Origin of the sequence: Streptomyces caeni (genome assembly GCF_042678285.1) — a bacterium.
GTDB lineage: Bacteria > Actinomycetota > Actinomycetes > Streptomycetales > Streptomycetaceae > Streptomyces > Streptomyces caeni.
This window is the reverse complement of the sequence record NZ_JBHUDX010000020.1, coordinates 1-16808: the sequence shown is the minus strand read 5'-3', so window position 1 is coordinate 16808 and position 16808 is coordinate 1. Positions and strand designations below refer to the sequence as shown.

General features: G+C 72.2%; 10 protein-coding genes. 3 read left to right on the top strand and 7 right to left on the bottom strand.

Annotated elements, in window-relative coordinates:
- Positions 1-35: 35 nt before the first annotated feature.
- Positions 36-2060 (bottom strand): N-6 DNA methylase, encoded by a 2025-nt coding sequence (locus tag ACFSL4_RS07910; RefSeq protein ID WP_381079982.1) that lies wholly within the window; start codon positions 2058-2060, stop codon positions 36-38.
- Between the two features lie 236 nt (positions 2061-2296).
- Here ACFSL4_RS07910 and ACFSL4_RS07905 point away from each other — a divergent pair, with 236 nt between their 5' ends.
- Both ACFSL4_RS07905 and ACFSL4_RS07900 read left to right on the top strand, forming a co-directional pair.
- A complete protein-coding gene (locus ACFSL4_RS07905; RefSeq protein ID WP_381079980.1) occupies positions 2297-3010 on the top strand; it encodes a hypothetical protein in 714 nt (237 codons plus the stop codon).
- 116 nt (positions 3011-3126) lie between these two features.
- Entirely contained in the window at positions 3127-3876 is a 750-nt protein-coding gene (locus ACFSL4_RS07900) for a hypothetical protein (RefSeq protein ID WP_381079978.1), read from the top strand.
- A 90-nt stretch (positions 3877-3966) separates the two neighbouring features.
- Here ACFSL4_RS07900 and ACFSL4_RS07895 read toward each other — a convergent pair whose 3' ends face one another.
- The 4 genes from ACFSL4_RS07895 to ACFSL4_RS07880 all read right to left on the bottom strand — a co-directional run bounded on the left by ACFSL4_RS07895 (position 3967) and on the right by ACFSL4_RS07880 (position 12424).
- Complete coding sequence (locus tag ACFSL4_RS07895) at positions 3967-4782, bottom strand: HNH endonuclease family protein (protein ID WP_381079976.1); 816 nt, start codon at positions 4780-4782, stop codon at positions 3967-3969.
- A gap of 240 nt (positions 4783-5022) precedes the next feature.
- Entirely contained in the window at positions 5023-8619 is a 3597-nt protein-coding gene (gene mfd / locus ACFSL4_RS07890) for a transcription-repair coupling factor (RefSeq protein ID WP_381079974.1), read from the bottom strand.
- A 440-nt stretch (positions 8620-9059) separates the two neighbouring features.
- On the bottom strand, positions 9060-11639 hold the full coding sequence (locus ACFSL4_RS07885; RefSeq protein WP_381079972.1) for an ABC transporter permease: 2580 nt from the start codon (positions 11637-11639) through the stop codon (positions 9060-9062).
- Positions 11636-12424 carry an ABC transporter ATP-binding protein gene (locus ACFSL4_RS07880; protein ID WP_381079970.1) on the bottom strand — a complete coding sequence of 263 codons (789 nt, stop codon included), beginning with the start codon at positions 12422-12424 and terminating at the stop codon, positions 11636-11638. The genes ACFSL4_RS07885 and ACFSL4_RS07880 overlap by 4 nt, the downstream gene beginning before the upstream one ends.
- Positions 12425-12867: 443 nt before the next feature.
- On the opposite strand from ACFSL4_RS07880, the gene ACFSL4_RS07875 reads away from it, so the two are divergent.
- Entirely contained in the window at positions 12868-14361 is a 1494-nt protein-coding gene (locus ACFSL4_RS07875) for an MFS transporter (protein ID WP_381079968.1), read from the top strand.
- A gap of 94 nt (positions 14362-14455) precedes the next feature.
- On the opposite strand, the gene ACFSL4_RS07870 is transcribed toward ACFSL4_RS07875, so the two are convergent.
- The gene (locus tag ACFSL4_RS07870) at positions 14456-15340 is read right to left on the bottom strand and encodes a DivIVA domain-containing protein (RefSeq protein ID WP_381079966.1); all 885 of its coding nucleotides are present in this window, start codon (positions 15338-15340) and stop codon (positions 14456-14458) included.
- Between the two features lie 202 nt (positions 15341-15542).
- A partial coding sequence (locus tag ACFSL4_RS07865; protein WP_381079964.1) for an SUKH-4 family immunity protein occupies positions 15543-16808 on the bottom strand: 1266 nt, incomplete at its 5' end.

Sequence of the window (16808 nt, the reverse complement as noted above, 5' to 3'; positions counted from 1 at the left end):
GAGTGCGGCGCGGCGGCCAGTGTGCCCGGCTCCCGTCAGTCCGGTGGGACCGTCCCGTCCGTCAGACCGTCGTGCAGCCCGCGCACGAGTTGTTCGCCGAGGCGCCCCGCCAGTCGCAGCGCGTCCTCGAAGGCGGCCAGCGCCCGGAAGCGCTCACCGTAGCGGCGTTGCTGTTCGAGCGGCAGCCGCGGCAACTGGAGGCGGCGCACGTCGAGGCGGGTCGCGGTGGAGGCGTAGCTGGTGGCCTGGCGGTTGTTGGCGGTGCCGCGCAGGAAGCCGGTGAGGAACCAGGGGTCGAGTGCGGCCGGGTCGGGGCGCAGCAGCACGAGGTTGCGCCCGAGGGCGGCCCCGGCGGTGGCCCGGTCGATCACCCGCGCGACGGCGCCACCGCCGAGGACGGGCACCACCACGTCGCCCTCCTCGACGAGGACCGGTTCCTCCCCGGTCTCGGGCAGTGTGCCGGAAGGCGCGGTGCCGGAGAGGACGTCGTGGTCGGTGAGCACGCGCGCGTGGGGGCCGTTGCCGCCGGTGCGCATCACCAGGGCGCCGCCGCGCACGAGTTCGCCGACCGTGGTCAGCGGCCAGCGGGCCGGGCCCCCGGCATCGCCCGCGGGCGGGGCGAGGTCGGCGGTGAGGCGGAAGGTCTCGTCGAGGCGGGCGCGCAGGGCGGTGAGCTCCTCGGCGCCGCCGCCCGCCGTGGGCGGCGGGACATGGCGGGCCGGTGCCAGGTCGACGTCGTCGTCGAGGAGTTCGATGACGGGCACGGACCGGCTCACGCCCGGCACTTCTGGTGCGGTGCCGGCCCGGACGAACGAGCGCCAGGCGTCGAGGACCGCGCTGCGCACGCTCTGCCAGTCCGGCCCGCCGCGGCCCTCGGGGGCGAGCGCGCCCGCGTCCGTGAGCAGCACCTCGGGCTGCAGGGGCGCCTGCCCTGGGCGGCGCAGCACCCACAGGTGCAAGGGAATGTTGTACGGGGGCGCCGCGCCCACCGGCAGCGCGATCACGGCGCGCAGGGCACCGCGGCGCAGCAGGTCGGCGCGGATGCGGCGGCCGGAGCGCCGGGAGGCGGCGGCGGGCGGCATCAGCAGGACGGCGGTGCCGCCGTCCCGGAGACGGGCCAGAGCGTGCTGCACCCAGGCGAGTTCGGACTCCGTGCGGGCCGGGAAGCCGTACTCCCAGCGCGGGTCGTAGGCGAGTTCGTCATGGCCCCAGTTGCGCTCGTTGAACGGCGGATGGCACAGCACGGCATCGGCCCTGACGCCGTCGAACGCGTCCGCCCTGAGGCTGTCGCCGGCGGCGGTGCGCACGGCGGCCCTGGTGTGCAACGCGAGGCGCAGCGCGCTGAGCGCGGCGAGACCGGGGTCGCTGTCCTGGCCGTACAGCTCCTGGTCGGTGGCGGGGGCGACGGCACGCAGCAGAGCGCCGGTGCCGCAGGCCGGGTCGAGGACGGTGCGGGCGGGCCCGGCCAGGTCGGCCATCAGGCCGGCCAGATCGCCCGGAGTGAGCGTGTACTGGCGCGGGTTGGCGTCGAGGTGCCGGCCGAGCAGGAACTCGTAGGCGTCGCGGGCGCCCAGGTCCGCGGCGAGATCGGCGGCGCCTCGCAGGAGAGGCGCCGACTGCAGGAGCTGCGCCGGGGCCGGGACGGGCACTGCGGGCCTGCGGAGTGCGCCGAAGCGGGGGGTGAGCACCTGCTCCAGGGCGGTGGGCAGCAGTTGGGCGAGGAGTTCGTCGGACCCGGAGCTCGCCTCCTTCCAGACCGTCGGGCGGTCGCGGACGAGCACGAGGACGCAGCCCGCGTGGACGAGGGCCGTGACCGGGCCCGCGGGATGGCCGGCGAGCTGCTGCCAGACCCGCTCCCGCAGCGGCACCTCGGCGAGTTTGCCCTGGCGGCGCAGCCAGTCCTCGACCTCGGCGAGCGCGAAGGAGGGGCTGGTCTCGGTGCCGCCGACCGGTCTGGGGAAGTCGGCGTGACGACGGCGCCAGTTGCTGACGGCGGCACGGCCGACACCCGCGAGCCGGGCGATCCCGGCGGCGGTCACCTCTGTCCCCTTGTCCTGCACCGGCCGGCTCCCCTCTGCCCTGTGCGGCGCCTGCGTTGCGGGCGCTTTGGTCTGCGGCGCCCCTCGCCGTGTGGCGTCGAGCATACCGATGTGCGCTGGATTCACCCTTTCACGCACGTGTACGCAACTCAACACGTGAACCGTGTTGACTCGGTTCACAAGCTCTGCTGTCATTGACCCAGCGAACGAGCGATCCGCCGAGCAGCGGATCCCGTCGACAGGGGAGGGGACTTGCCATGGGCATGAAGGGAAAGATCGCGCTGGGAGCCGTCGTCGGCGTCGTCGTCATCGGCGTCGTGTCCGCGAACGCGGGCAATGAGGGGGCCAAGGACCGCGGCAAGGGGGCGTCCGCATCCGCGGGCCGGAAGCCCGGGTCCACGGCCGGCGGCGCCTCGGGCCACAACGGGGGCAACGCGGGCAACGGCGTCGAGAAGGACCAGGCCGCCCGGCCGGCGTTCAGCGGCGACGGCAGCTACCAGGTCGGCAAGGACATCAAGCCCGGCACCTACCGGACCACCGGCAACACCGACGGCATGTGCTACTGGGAGCGGGCCAAGGACGCCTCGGGCGAGATCGACTCCCTGCTCGCCAACGACAACGTCACCGGCACCAGTTACGTGACCGTCAAGGCCACCGACAAGCTCTTCAAGTCCAGGGACTGCGAGGACTGGGAGGCCGTCGGCACGAAGACGGCGGGCTCGCCCTCCGGCTCGCGCGTCAAGGGCGACGGCGGGATGTACCGGGTCGGCGTCGACATCGCCCCCGGCACGTACAAGTCCACCGGCAACAAGGACGACTCGTGCTACTGGGAGCGCGAGAAGGACGCCCTGCACTCCATCGACTCCATCGCGGCGAACGACAACGTGACCGGAACCGCCGTCGTCACGGTCAGCGCGAAGGACGCCTACTTCAAGACCACGGGCTGCCAGGACTGGACGAGAACGTCCTGACCCTCCCCGCCCTCCGGCCCAGGCGGACGCCGCGCCGCCGACGCCGCCCCTCCACTCCACCTCAGTGCACCGCTCCACCTCAGTGCACCGCACGTCTCTCACCTCAAGGAACTGCCATGCGTCGCACCGCACTCGTCGCCCTCTGCCTCGCCGCCGCGGCCACCGCGGGACTCACCGGCTGCCTGCCCGGCCAGAACACCGCCTCCGACAAGCCCAAGGGCCCGTTTCCCGGCATGACCGGCGGCGAGATCGCCGACCGGGCCGTGAAGGCCACCACCGCCGCCGGCTCGCTGCGTATGACGGGCGACGTCCCCGACGACGAGAGCAAGGGCACGATCCACATCGACATGGCCCTCAACAAGAAGGGCGAGTGCGCCGGGACGCTCGGCATGGGCGGGCAGGGCAAAGCCGATCTGATCAAGACCGGCGACACCATCTACATGAAGTACGACGAAGCGTTCCTGCGCGAGCAGGGCAAGGGCGACTCCAAGGCCGACACGGACGCGGTCGTGGCCATGATGGCCGGGAAGTGGACCAAGATGTCGGCGACGGGCAAGGACGCCAAGGACATCGCGAGCTTCTGCGACCTGGGCACGGTGCTGGCCGGCGCCGAGGACGTGAACTCCGACGCGACCCGCGGCGCGACCGGCACGGTCGACGGCACCCCGGCGATCGTCCTGCACGAGAAGGACGGCAAGGACCGCTACACGCTGTACGTCGCCACCCAGGGCAAGCCCTACCTCCTGAAGGTCATCGGCACCTCCGCGAAGGACCCGGGCACCATCACGTTCACCGACTACGAGAAGCCGGTCCCGGCCGACGCGCCCAAGGGCAAGGTCCTCGACCTGGACAAGCTGGGCGGCTGAGGCGAGCCAGGCGGCACGGCACCGCCCGCCCGCCGGCGCACACGGCCCGCGCGCTTCCCGCCAGCCGGCGAGGAATCGCGCGGGCGCCCCTCATCCGCCGCACTGCCCCAGCATCGCCGCCTTGTCCGCGGCGGTGACGGGAAGGCCGTACTTCAGCGACACCTGGGCGAAGCGCACCGCGTAGGAGCAGCGGATCCGCCGGTTGGGAGGCAGCCAGGCGGCCGGGCCGGAGTCGCCCTTGGCGCCGTTGGCGGGGCCGTCCACCGGGATCAGGTTGAGCGGGTCGTTGGCGATGTCCTCGCGCTTGCCCTTCGACCAGCGCGAGGCGCCCATCTGCCAGTCGTACGAGAGCGGCATCACATGGTCGATCTGCACCTTCGCGGCACGGGACTTCGTCCACTCGATCGTCCTGCCGGTGTAGGGATCGTGCAGCGTCATGGAGATGACGACGCAGTCCGAACCGGCCCGGAAGCGGACCTTCTCCCCGTCGCGCTTCAGGAGGTCGTTGCGCGAGTCGCACCCGTTGTGTGAGAAGGGGATGCCGCCGGGGGCCGAATCCATCCAGGCGTAGCCGAACTCGTCCCGGTCATAGCCGGTCTTGGGGCCGCGTCCCTTCGTGGCCACCTTCTCGATGAGGGCGCGCGCCTTCGCCCTGTCCGCCGCCGAGGCGATCGCCGCCAGACCCGGCTTCGTGCCGTCCGGGTTGTCCAGCGGGCTCACCGCCCGCCCGTCGTCCACCGGTACACCGGAGCCGGACGGGGAGCCGGTGCCGGACGGGGAGCCGGAGCCGGGAAGGCCGGAACCGTCGCAGCCGGTGAGCAGCAGCCCCGTACCGAGCAGCGCGGCGCACGCCACGAGAACGCGCCGCACCCCCTCGCGGTGACGGGTGCGCCGTTCAGTCCGCATGACCCACCGCCCCCGCGACGAGCCTCGAGAACCCGGTGACCCCGCCCTCGAACACACCACGCCACGCCTCCCCTTGCCCGTACCGCTCGATCGAGTCGCCCTCCGCAAGGGCGTTCCGGTCCCACGGTAGCCGCCGGGAGGTCATGTCCATACCATCGCCCGGCGGGCAGCGGGTGCGCGCCGGGCCGGTTCCCGGATGGTGCGGCGCCAAAGCCGCGCGCCCGCGACCGGGCCGTGCGCCTACGACCCGAGGACCGACGTCAGGAACTCCCCGACCCACCCCAGCAACTCCCGCCCCACCAAAGGCTTTCCGCCCACCTTCGCGGTCTTGGGGCGCGGCACCAGCACCTGACGCACCGCCGGCTTGATGACGGTCCCCGGATACAGCCGCTTGACCCGCAGTTCCTGCGACTCCCTCAACTCCACCGGAGCGAAGCGGACGGTGGTGCCCTGCAGGACGATCTCGCCGACGCCGCAAGCCCGGGCGAGCATGCGCAGGCCCGCCACGAGGAGGAGGTTCTCGACCGGCTCGGGAAGCTTGCCGTAGCGGTCGACGAGTTCCTCGCGCACCGAGGTGATGTCCTCCTGAGTGGTGATGGAGGCGATCGCCCGGTACGCCTGCAGGCGCAGTCGCTCGCCGGGCGCGTAGTCGTGCGGGACGTGCGCGTCGACCGGGAGCTCGATCTTGACCTCCAGGGGCGGCTCCTCCTCCACGCCGCCCTCCAGAGACGCCCGGTAGTCCGCGACCGCCTCGCCGACCATCCGCACATACAGGTCGAAGCCCACGCCCGCGATGTGGCCGGACTGTTCACCGCCGAGCAGGTTGCCCGCGCCGCGGATCTCCAGGTCCTTCATCGCGACGTACATGCCCGCGCCCATCTCCGTGTGCTGGGCGATGGTCGCCAGGCGCTCGTGGGCGGTCTCCGTGAGCGGCTTCTCCGGCGGGTACAGGAAGTAGGCGTAGCCCCGCTCGCGGCCGCGGCCGACTCGTCCGCGGAGCTGGTGCAGCTGGGACAGGCCGAAGTTGTCGCCGCGCTCCACGATGAGGGTGTTGGCGTTCGAGATGTCGATGCCCGACTCCACGATCGTGGTGGAGACCAGGACGTCGTACTTCTTCTCCCAGAAGTCGACCACCACCTGTTCCAGCGTCTGCTCCGACATCTGGCCGTGGGCCGTGGCGATACGGGCCTCCGGGACGATCTGGCGCAGCCGCGCCGCGGCCCGGTCGATGGACTCCACCCGGTTGTGGATGTAGAAGACCTGGCCCTCGCGCAGCAGTTCACGGCGGATGGCGGCGCCGATCTGCTTCTCCTCGTACGGTCCGACGAAGGTGAGCACCGGGTGGCGCTCCTCCGGCGGCGTGGTGATCGTGGACATCTCGCGGATGCCGGTCACGGCCATTTCGAGGGTTCTGGGGATCGGGGTCGCGGACATCGTCAGGACGTCGACGTTCGCGCGCAGCTTCTTCAGCTGTTCCTTGTGCTCGACACCGAAACGCTGCTCCTCGTCGACGATGACCAGGCCGAGGTCCTTGAACTTCGTCTCCGCCGAGAACAGCCGGTGGGTGCCGATGACGACGTCCACCGAGCCGTCCCGCAGGCCCTCCAGAACCGCCTTGGCCTCCGTGTCCGTCTGGAAGCGCGACAGCGCCCGCACGTTCACCGGGAACTGGGCGTAGCGCTCGCCGAACGTGCTGAAGTGCTGCTGCACCAGCAGAGTGGTGGGGACGAGGACCGCGACCTGTTTGCCGTCCTGGACCGCCTTGAAGGCGGCCCGCACCGCGATCTCCGTCTTGCCGTAGCCCACGTCGCCGCAGATCAGGCGGTCCATCGGGACCGACTTCTCCATGTCGTCCTTGACCTCGGCGATCGTGGTGAGCTGGTCGGGCGTCTCCGCGTACGGGAACGCGTCCTCCAGTTCGCGCTGCCACGGTGTGTCCGGGCCGAAGGCGTGGCCGGGGGCCGCCATGCGCGCCGAGTAGAGCTTGATGAGGTCGGCGGCGATCTCCTTGACCGCCTTCTTCGCGCGCGCCTTCGTCTTCGTCCAGTCGGCGCCGCCCAGGCGGTGCAGGGTCGGGGCCTCACCGCCGACGTACTTGGTGATCTGCTCCAACTGGTCCGTCGGGATGTAGAGCCGGTCGCCGGGCTGGCCGCGCTTGGCCGGGGCGTACTCCACCACCAGGTACTCGCGGGTCGCCCCCTGGACCGTGCGCTGCACCATCTCGATGTAACGGCCCACGCCGTGCTGCTCGTGCACGATGTAGTCGCCCGGCTCCAGGGTCAGCGGGTCGATCGTCTTGCGGCGGCGGGCCGGCATACGGGCGCCGTCGCGTCCGGCCGCCTTCTGGCCGGACAGGTCGGTCTCCGTGAGGACCGCGAGCTTGAGGGCCGGATCCACGAAGCCGTACTCGATCGAACCGCACGCCACGTGCACCACCGACGGGGACAGCCGGCGGAGGTCGACGTCGAGCCGGGCCGCGATGCCCTCGCCGCCCAGCACCTCGACCGTGCGGGACGCCGGGCCGTGGCCCTCCGTCACGAACACCGCGCGCCAGCCGTCGGCGAGCCAGCCCTTGGTGTCGGCGAGCGCCTTGGCGGTGTCGCCGCGGTAGGTCTCCGGGGCGTGCATACCGAGCTTGAGGGTGTCCCCGTCCAGCGCGGCCAGGTCGTCGCCGGCCGCGAACGGCGACACCGACCACCACATCATGCCCAGCTCGCGCGCCCGGTCCCGGACGTCCGCGAGGGACCACAGGGAGGCCGCGCCGACGTCGATCGGCGCGTCGCCCCCGCCCGCCCGTCGCCCACCGCCGCCCTCAACGGAGCGGGCTTCGCCCGCGCGCCACGATTCTGCCGTGGCCGCCCAGGACGCCCGCAGGAACTCCTGCGACGTCGCCACCAGGTCCGCCGCACGGGTGCGGACGCGCTCGGGGTCGCACACGACCGCCATGGCGCCCGCGGGCAGCACGTCGAGGAGCAGCTCCATGTCGTCGACCAGCACCGGCGCCAGTGACTCCATGCCCTCGACGGCGATCCCCTCGGCGATCTTCCCCAGCAGCTCGCCCAGCTCGGGGTGGAGCTCGGCGAGCGCGGCGGCCCGGCGGCGCACATCGTCCGTGAGCAGCAGCTCACGGCACGGCGGCGCCCACAGGCCGTGCTCGGCGACCTCCAGGGAGCGCTGGTCGGCGACCTTGAAGTAGCGGATCTCCTCGACGTCGTCGCCCCAGAACTCGATGCGCAGGGGGTGTTCCTCGGTGGGCGGGAAGACGTCCAGGATGCCGCCGCGCACCGCGAACTCGCCGCGCTTCTCGACCAGCTCCACCCGCGCGTACGCCGCGGCGGCCAGGGCGTCCACGACCTCGTCCAGATCCGCCTGCACGCCCGTGCGCAGGGCGACGGGCTCCAGGTCGCCGAGGCCCTTGACCTGGGGCTGGAGCACCGAGCGGACCGGGGCGACGACGACGGAGACCCGGCCGGTCTCCGAGTCGTCCGGGGTCGGGTGGGCGAGGCGCCTGAGCACGGCGAGGCGGCGGCCGACGGTGTCACTGCGCGGGCTCAGACGCTCGTGCGGGAGGGTCTCCCACGACGGGTACTCCACGACCGCGTCCGGCGGCAGCAGGGACCGCAGCGCGCCGGCGAGGTCCTCGGCCTCGCGTCCCGTCGCGGTCACCGCGAGGACGGGCCGGTCCGCGTCGCGGGCCAGCGCGGCCACGGCGAACGGGCGCGCCGCCGGGGGGCCGACCAGGTCGACGTGCATCCGGTTGCCGTCGGTGGCGGCCTTCACCGCTTCCGCGAGTGCGGCGTCCTTGACGACGGCGTCGAGCAGACCGTGCAGGCTCATGAAGGGGCATCCCGTCCCGGGTGGGCAACACGAACACCCGGCCGCGAGGGGTTCGGGGGCCGGGGTTGTCCAGCGTACGACGCCGTGCCTGCGTGTGGCGGGGCCGTGGGCAACGCCCGCGTGGGCGGGACCTGGGTGGGGTGACCGCCATGGAGGCTTCGCCCCAGCCCCCGCATCGGTCTGAACGCCCTCGTCCTCAAGCGCCGGACCGGCTGACAGTGCCTCCGTCCGACCGGGCGGTGCCCGGGTTTCGCCGACGGGCAAAGCATGCCGGTGCCCGGCGGCGCAGTGCCAGAGCCCGGCAGCGCCAGAGCCCGGCAGCGCCAGAGCCCAGCGGCGCCAGAGCCCAGCAGCGCCAGAGCCCAGCAGCGGAAGCTGGTGCTTCCTGCCGCCGGGCCGTCCGCCGTGTCACCGTGCTCCGCGCCCGGGTGATCCGGCGGTCATTCGGTCGCGATCGCGTTCAGGACGTTCATCCGGCCCGCCCGGAACGCCGGGATCAGGGCGGCGAGCAGGCCCACGAAGGCGGAGCCGATGAAGACCGCGGTGATCGTGCCCCAGGGGATCTCCAGGACCTTCAGGCCCTGCAGGGCCAGGAGCTTCTGGGCCGTCGCACCCCAGCCCATGCCCAGACCGAGGCCCACGAGGGCGCCGAAGAGGGCGATCACCACCGACTCCAGGCGGATCATGCGGCGCAGCTGGCGGCGCGAGAGGCCGATCGCCCTCATCAGGCCGATCTCCCGCGTGCGCTCCACCACGGACAGGGCCAGGGTGTTCACCACGCCGAGGATCGCGACGATGATCGCCAGGGCCAGCAGACCGTAGATCATGTTCAGCAGCTGGCCGATCTGGTCCTTCAGCGCCTGCTTGTAGTCGGTCTGGTCGCGGACGGTGTACTGCGGGTAGTCGTGCAGCGCCGACTTCAGCGCCTTGTACGCCGGGGTCTGCTGCCCGTCCTCGGCGGTGGCGAAGACCAGCTGGTCGAGCGGCATCTTGTCGGCGGGCACATACCTGGCGAGCGTCGAGATCGACGTGTACATCGCGCCCTTGTCGATCACGACGTCGTCACTGGTGATCGCGCGCACCGTCAGCTCCGCCCGGGAGCCGTCCTTGAAGGCGACGGCGATCCGGGAGCCGAGGTGGATGCGGTGGTCCTTGGCGAACTTCTCGTGGACGGACATCGAGTCGGGCCTGTAGGCGTCCGCGAGCTTCCCCGCGACCGTCTTCGTGCGCAGATCGGTCGCGTAGGTGGGGTCGGCCGCGGTGATCGCGGTGTCCTTGAGCGTCTTGCCGTCGGGCGTGGTGAAGTCGGCCCGGGTCCACTTGTACTCCGTGACCCGTTCGAGGCCCGGCGTCGACTTCACGGCCTTGACCGCCTGCGGTGTGACCAGCTGCCCGTTGTCGCTCTGGATGATGAAGTCCGTGCCGACGGTCTTGTCGAGCTGGTCGGTCGCGGAGGCCACCATGGAGGAGCCGACCACCGACAGGCATGCCACCAGCGCGAGGCCGATCATCAGGGCGGCGCCGGTCGCGCCGGTACGGCGGGGGTTGCGCAGGGCGTTGCGCTCGGCCATCCGCCCGACCGGGCCGAAGATCCGCAGGACGACCGCGCCGAGCGCCCGGACCAGGCCGGAGGCGAGCAGCGGGCCGATCACCACGAAACCGATGAGGGTCAGCACCACGCCCGCGCCGAGCCACAGCGAGCCCTGGGCGGCCTTGCCCGCATTCGCGGCGAGGTAGAGGCCGCAGCCGCCGGCGGCGGTGAGGACCAGGCCCGCCACGGTCCGTATCCGGCCCGCCTTCGCGTCGGCCGGGGCACCTGCGTCGCGCAGTGCGGCCATCGGGGAGACCTTGCCCGCACGCCGGGCCGGCAGGTACGCGGACAGGACCGTGACGACCACGCCCAGGGTGAGCCCGACCACCGGGGTCGTCCAGGCGACCGTCAGGTCGTCGGTCGACAGGTGCATGCCCATCGAGCCCATGAGCTTCATCAGTCCGACGGCGATGCCGACGCCCGCGCCGACGCCGAGCACGGACCCGAACACGCCGAGCAGCAGCGCTTCGGCGAGCACCGACCGGTTGACCTGCCCGCGGGAGGAGCCGATCGCCCGCATCAGGCCGATCTCCCGGGTCCGCTGGGCGACCAGCATCGAGAAGGTGTTGATGATGAGGAAGATGCCGACGAGGAAGGCGATCCCGGCGAACCCGAGCATCGCGTACTTCATCACGCTCAGGAAGCTCTCGACGTCCTTCTGGTTGGCGTCCGCGGTCTCCTTGGCGGTCTGCACCTTGTAGGCGCCGCCGAGCTCGGCCACCACGTTCTTCTTCAGCTGCGCGTCGCTGACGCCCTGGTCCGCCGTGACGTTGACGTTCGTGTAGACGCCGGTGTGCCCGACGAGGATCTCCTGGGCGGTCGCGGTGTCCACGTAGAAGATCGCGGCACCGGGGTTGGTGACGGTGAAGTCGGCGATCCCGGAGACCTTCGCCCGGTGCGTGCCGACGGCACTGATCACACCGATCTCGTCCCCGAGCTTCAGGTGGTGCTTCTTGGCGGTGTCCGCGTCGACCATGATCTGGTCCGGGCCCTCGGGCGCCGCACCGGAGCTGATCTTCATGGTGCGGGCGTCGTTGCCGTTCCAGCTGCCGACGATGGTCGGGGCGCCGCTCTTGGGGGACAGGTTGTTCTTGCCGGCGTCGACGACGGTCACGGACGTGGAGAACACCGTCCCCTCGGCCGACCGCACGCCCTGTGCCCGGCGGACCTCGCCGAGCACGGTGGCCGGCATCACCGGCGGCCTGCCGTTGCCGGAGGTCGTCTCACCGCTGTTGGAGGCGCCCTTCGCGCTGACGGTGACGTCCGACGACGTCGCCGCGAACAGCTTGTCGAACGTCGTGTTCATGGTGTCGGTGAACACCAGCGTGCCGCATACGAAGGCCACCGACAGCAGCACCGCGATCGCCGACAGGGCCATGCGTCCCTTGTGCGCGAAGAAGTTGCGCATCGAGGTCTTCAGGACGGTCATGACGTGCGCCCCCGGGCGTCGAAGTCCTTCATACGGTCCAGGACCTGGTCCGCGGTGGGCTGGCGCATCTCGTCGACGATCCGGCCGTCGGCCAGATACAGCACGCGGTCGGCGTACGAGGCGGCGACCGGGTCGTGCGTGACCATCACGATGGTCTGACCCAGGTCGTCGACGGAGCGGCGCAGGAAGCCCAATACCTCGGCACCGGCCCGCGAGTCGAGGTTTCCGGTCGGCTCGTCACCGAAGATGATCTCGGGGCGGGCTGCCAGCGCCCGGGCCACCGCCACGCGCTGCTGCTGACCGCCGGAGAGCTGGTTGGGACGATGCTTGAGCCGCTCGGCCAGGCCGACGGTCTCCACGACCTGCTCCAGCCAGGCGCGGTCCGGCTTGCGTCCCGCTATATCCATGGGCAGCGTGATGTTCTCGATCGCGTTCAGCGTCGGCAGCAGGTTGAACGCCTGGAAGATAAAACCGATCCGGTCCCGGCGCAGCTGTGTGAGTTTCTTGTCCTTCAGTCCGGTGATCTCGGTCTCGTCCAGGAAGATCTGACCGCTCGTCACGGTGTCGAGCCCGGCCAGGCAGTGCATCAGGGTGGACTTGCCGGACCCAGAGGGGCCCATGATGGCGGTGAACTGGCCGCGGGCGATGTCCACGTCGACGTGGTCGAGGGCGACGACGCGGGTTTCCCCCACCCCGTACGCCTTGACGACCTGGCGCGCCCGCGCGGCAACGGCCGTACGCCCTCCAGTGCCCCCGTGCCTGGGAATGGTCACGGCCGATGTCATGGTAAGTCTCCTATGTCGGTTCGGTGATGAAGCGTGGTGAGCGGTCTGCGGCTGACGGCCGCCCCGTGCGGCCGGACCGCAGCGGCGTCCCGCTCCATGAGTCTCGGGCCGGCGAGGGGTCCTGCGCGCTGGTGCCCGGCCCCGTCTTCCGCTGGGGTAAACCCCACCCCCTCCGCTCCGGCCGGCACGACCCCCGTGCGTCCCGGCCGCTCCCCAGCGGCGTAAAGCCAGGCTAAGGAACGGGTCCGGCCCCTCTCGTCCTCCCCCGGGACGAACCCTCCCCGACACCTCGTACGGAGACACCCCTAGGGGCCGTCCACCGGAGGGTGGAGCGGCTCTCAGGGTTCGCTCCACCCTCCGGCGCACTCAGCCTCCACCCTCCCGTCGCGTCAGGGTCAAGTGCGAAACTTGCGTGCGACGGGCACATGTGAGGGAGGGCACCGGTGGGTGGCACGAGACCTGCGATACGCACGCCGGCGCAGCACACCGATGCCGACAGGCGCGGTGCCGTCGTCGCGGCGCTGATGCTCGCGATGGCGTTGGCCGCGCTCGACTCGACCATCGTGTCGACCGCCGTACCGCAGATCGTCGGCGACCTCGGCGGCTTCTCCGTCTTCTCGTGGCTGTTCTCGGGCTATCTGCTGGCGGTGACGGTGACCTTGCCCGTCTACGGCAAGCTCTCCGACACCCTGGGCCGCAAGCCGGTGCTGATCGCGGGCGCGGCCCTCTTCCTGCTCGGCTCACTGCTGTGCGCCCTCGCCTGGGACATGGGCGCACTGATCGCGTTCCGCATCGTGCAGGGCCTGGGCGGCGGAGCGCTCCAGGGCACGGTCCAGACGCTGGCCGCCGACCTCTATCCGCTGAAGGAACGCCCGAAGATCCAGTCCAAGCTGTCGACCGTGTGGGCGGTGTCCGCGATCGCCGGCCCGGCGCTGGGCGGAGTGCTCGCGGCGTACGCAGACTGGCGGTGGATCTTCCTCATCAACCTCCCGATCGGTGCGGTCGCACTCTGGCTCATCACCCGCCATCTGCACGAGCCGCAGCGCCTCGCGCACCCCCGTCCCCGTGTCGACTGGGCGGGCGCGCTCGCGGTGTTCGTCTGCGGGGGCGTCCTGCTGACGGCGCTGGTGCAGGGCGGCGTGGCCTGGCCCTGGCTCTCGGCGCCCTCCATGGCGCTGTTCGGAACGGGACTCGCGCTGGTCGCCGTGGTGGTGGCGGTCGAGCGCCGGGCGGCGGAGCCGGTCATCCCCGGCTGGGTGTGGCGGCGCCGTACGATCGCCGCGGTCAACCTGGCCCTCGGGGCGCTGGGACTGCTGATGGTGGCCCCGTCGGTCTTCCTGCCGACATACGCCCAGGCGGTCCTCGGTCTCGCCCCGGTCGCCGCCGGGTTCGTGCTCTCCGTGTGGACGCTGAGCTGGCCGGTGTCGGCGGCGCTCAGCCAGCACGTGTACCGGCGCATCGGCTTCCGCTCCACCGCGATGCTCGGCATCGGCACCGCGGCGCTGATCCTGCTGGCGTTCCCGTTCCTGCCCTACCCGGGGCAGGCATGGCAGCCGACCCTCCTGATGCTGCTGCTCGGCGGCGCGCTGGGCCTCTTCCAGCTCCCGCTGATCGTGGGCGTGCAGTCGACGGTCGGCTGGGCGGAGCGCGGCACGACGACGGCGTCCGTGCTGTTCTGCCGTCAGACGGGCCAGACCGTCGGGGCGTCGGTGTTCGGCGCGGTCGCCAACGGCGTCCTGGCGTCCCGGCTGGGCGGCGCGGGCGACCTGGACGCGGTGACGCGGGCGCTGGACCAGGGCACCGCCCCCGAGACGACCCGCCGGGCGATCGCGTCCGCCGTCCACGCGGTCTACCTGGGCGCGTCCTGCGCGGCGGCCCTCGCGTTCCTGGTCCTGCTGGTCGTGGCGCCGCGCCGCTTCCCGGTGCTCAAGGAGTAGGGGCACGGCGCCGAGGAGGTGCGCCCTCACGCGCAGGCAGGGTGCGCTGGCGGTACGCAGGAGCGGCTGACCCGGAGCGCGCCCGGGCCGCGGCCTACTCGGCGGCGGCCCGGCCCGTCAGCATGGCGAGACTGCTGCGCACATGGTCCATCTGGGCCTGTACGCAGTCCCATTCCTCGCCGTGCTCGCGCAGCACCCGCTCCGTCTCCCGGGCGATCCGGTCCTCCCGCACCCGCGCCTCAGCGATCAGCTCGGCGGCGCGCGCCTGCGCGTCGAGCTCGATCTGCCCGGCCGACTGCTCCGCCGCGGCGAACGCGCGCTCGGCATCCGCCAGGGCGGCCTCCGCGCGCGCCGCCCGGTCCGCGCTCAACGCGTCGCTCTCCGCGGCCCGTTCGGCCTCGGCACGCTCCTCGCCCTCCCAGCACTCGGCGTACTCCCGCTCCTGCTCGGCGAGCAGCGCCTCGGTGCGCTGCCGCATCTCACGCAGCGCCGCCAGCGCCTCGCCGCGCCCCTCCTTCACCTCGCGCCGCGCCGTGACCCGCAGATCGTCCGCCTCGGCCCGGGCCGCCAGCAGGCGGGTACGGACCCGCTCCTCGGCCTCGCCGCGCACCTCGTCCGCATACTCCTGCGCGGCCTCCAGCAGGCGCCGTCCCTCGTCCTCCGCCTCGGTGACGAGGCGCTGCGCCTCCTCGCGTGCCCCTTCCCGGACGGCGGTGGCCTCCTCCTGCGCGAGGTCGAACAGCCGACGGGCACCGTCTCCGAGGGTCTCGTACGTCTGCGGGCCCAGCTGCCCCACTGTCTCGCGCAGCCGCGCCAGGTCGCCCTCCATCTCCTTCGCCAGGACGGTCAGCCGCGCGGCCCTCTCCCAGGCGGCGTCACGGTCCCGCGAGAGGGCCGCGGTGTACGCCTCGACCTGGTCGGGACGGTAGCCGCGGCGCACGGTCACGAAGCCGTACGACGGCTCCGATGCGCTGCTCATCGTGGAACCCCTCTCCACCTGACCCACACGAACCAATGATTTCGCGCACATCTTGATGGATCAGACGGAAGCGTTTATAACGCGACACTCCGCACATAAGCAACGGATCTTGCCGGACACCACCTGAAAAGGGGGCAGGGCCCGGTCGTACGAAGCCGTACGACCGGGCCCTGCCCCGTGAGGAACCGTCAGGAACGACGTGTCACAGCAACCCGTCCCACATCTGCTCCAGCAGCACCGACCACCAGCTCTCCGGGGAGCCGAGCGCCGCCGGGTCCAGGGAGGCCAGCTGGGCCTGGAAGTCGACGGTCCAGCGGCCCGCCTGCTCCTGGTTGAGCCCGTACCGCAGCCGCCACATCCGGCCGAGCAGCGCCAGACAGCGCGCGAACTCGGGCAGCCCCGTGTTCACGAACTGCGGCGGCACCGGAGCACCGCCCGGGCCGGCCTCCACGGGCACCGCGACGATGTGCGCAGTGCCGTACTGCACACAGATCGCCTTGCCGAAGTCGCTGCCCATGACCAGGTACGAGCCCGCGTCCACGGCCGGCTGCAACCCCCGCTCCTGCGCCAGCTCGGCCAGCGTCGGCACCGGACGGCCCGGCTGTGCCTGCGCCCAGAAGAACGGGCCCATGTCGAGGGGCAGACCGGCCACCACCAGGGTGTGCGCCACGATCGGCGGCACGCCCTGCCGGGAGACCGCGGCCCGGTCGAAACGGAAGACACCCGGCCCGAAGGCGGCCGCCAGCTCCTGGGCGACGGCCTCCGGCGGCACCGGAGGCACCGGCTGCACCGGCTGCAGCGGCGCACGCACCGGCCCCGGCCGCGCCGGACCATCCGCCACCTGGTGCAACTCTCCCTGATGCGCGAGCAGTTGCTGCATGCCCTGCTGGCGCGAGGCATGGTCGGTGCCGTACGGGGCGATGCTGGTGATCCGCGCCTGCGCCCAGTTCTCCCGGATCATCCGCGCACAGTACGCGCCCGGCAGTTCGCACGACTCCAGCTCCGTGTGCAGCTCCAGCACCTGATCCGGCGGAACGTTCATCGCGCGCAGCTCGTGGAAAATCTGCCACTCCGGGTGCGGGGTGCCCGGCGCCGAACGCCGGATGAGCTGCTGCTCCGAACCGTCCTGCGCACGGTAGCGCAGCACGGCCTGGTAGCCCGGGCCGACCGTCGGCCGGCCCTGCGGCGGATAGCCGTACGACGGCTGCTGACCGGGCACCGGCTGTCCCGGCACCGGCTGCGGGGCACCGGGCGGCATGCCCGGAGCGCTCGGCGGCGGGGGCGTGCCCGGGCCGCCGGGCGCAGGCCCGGCCAGCATGGTCTCGGCGTGGTGCACGGCACCGGGGCCGGCGGGAGCGCCCGGGGCACCGGGAGTGCCCGCAGCGCCCGGCGGCTGCGGCGCACCCGGACCCGCCTGACCCGGGGAACCGGGAACACCAGGAGGCCCCGGCGGCTGCTGCGCACCCGG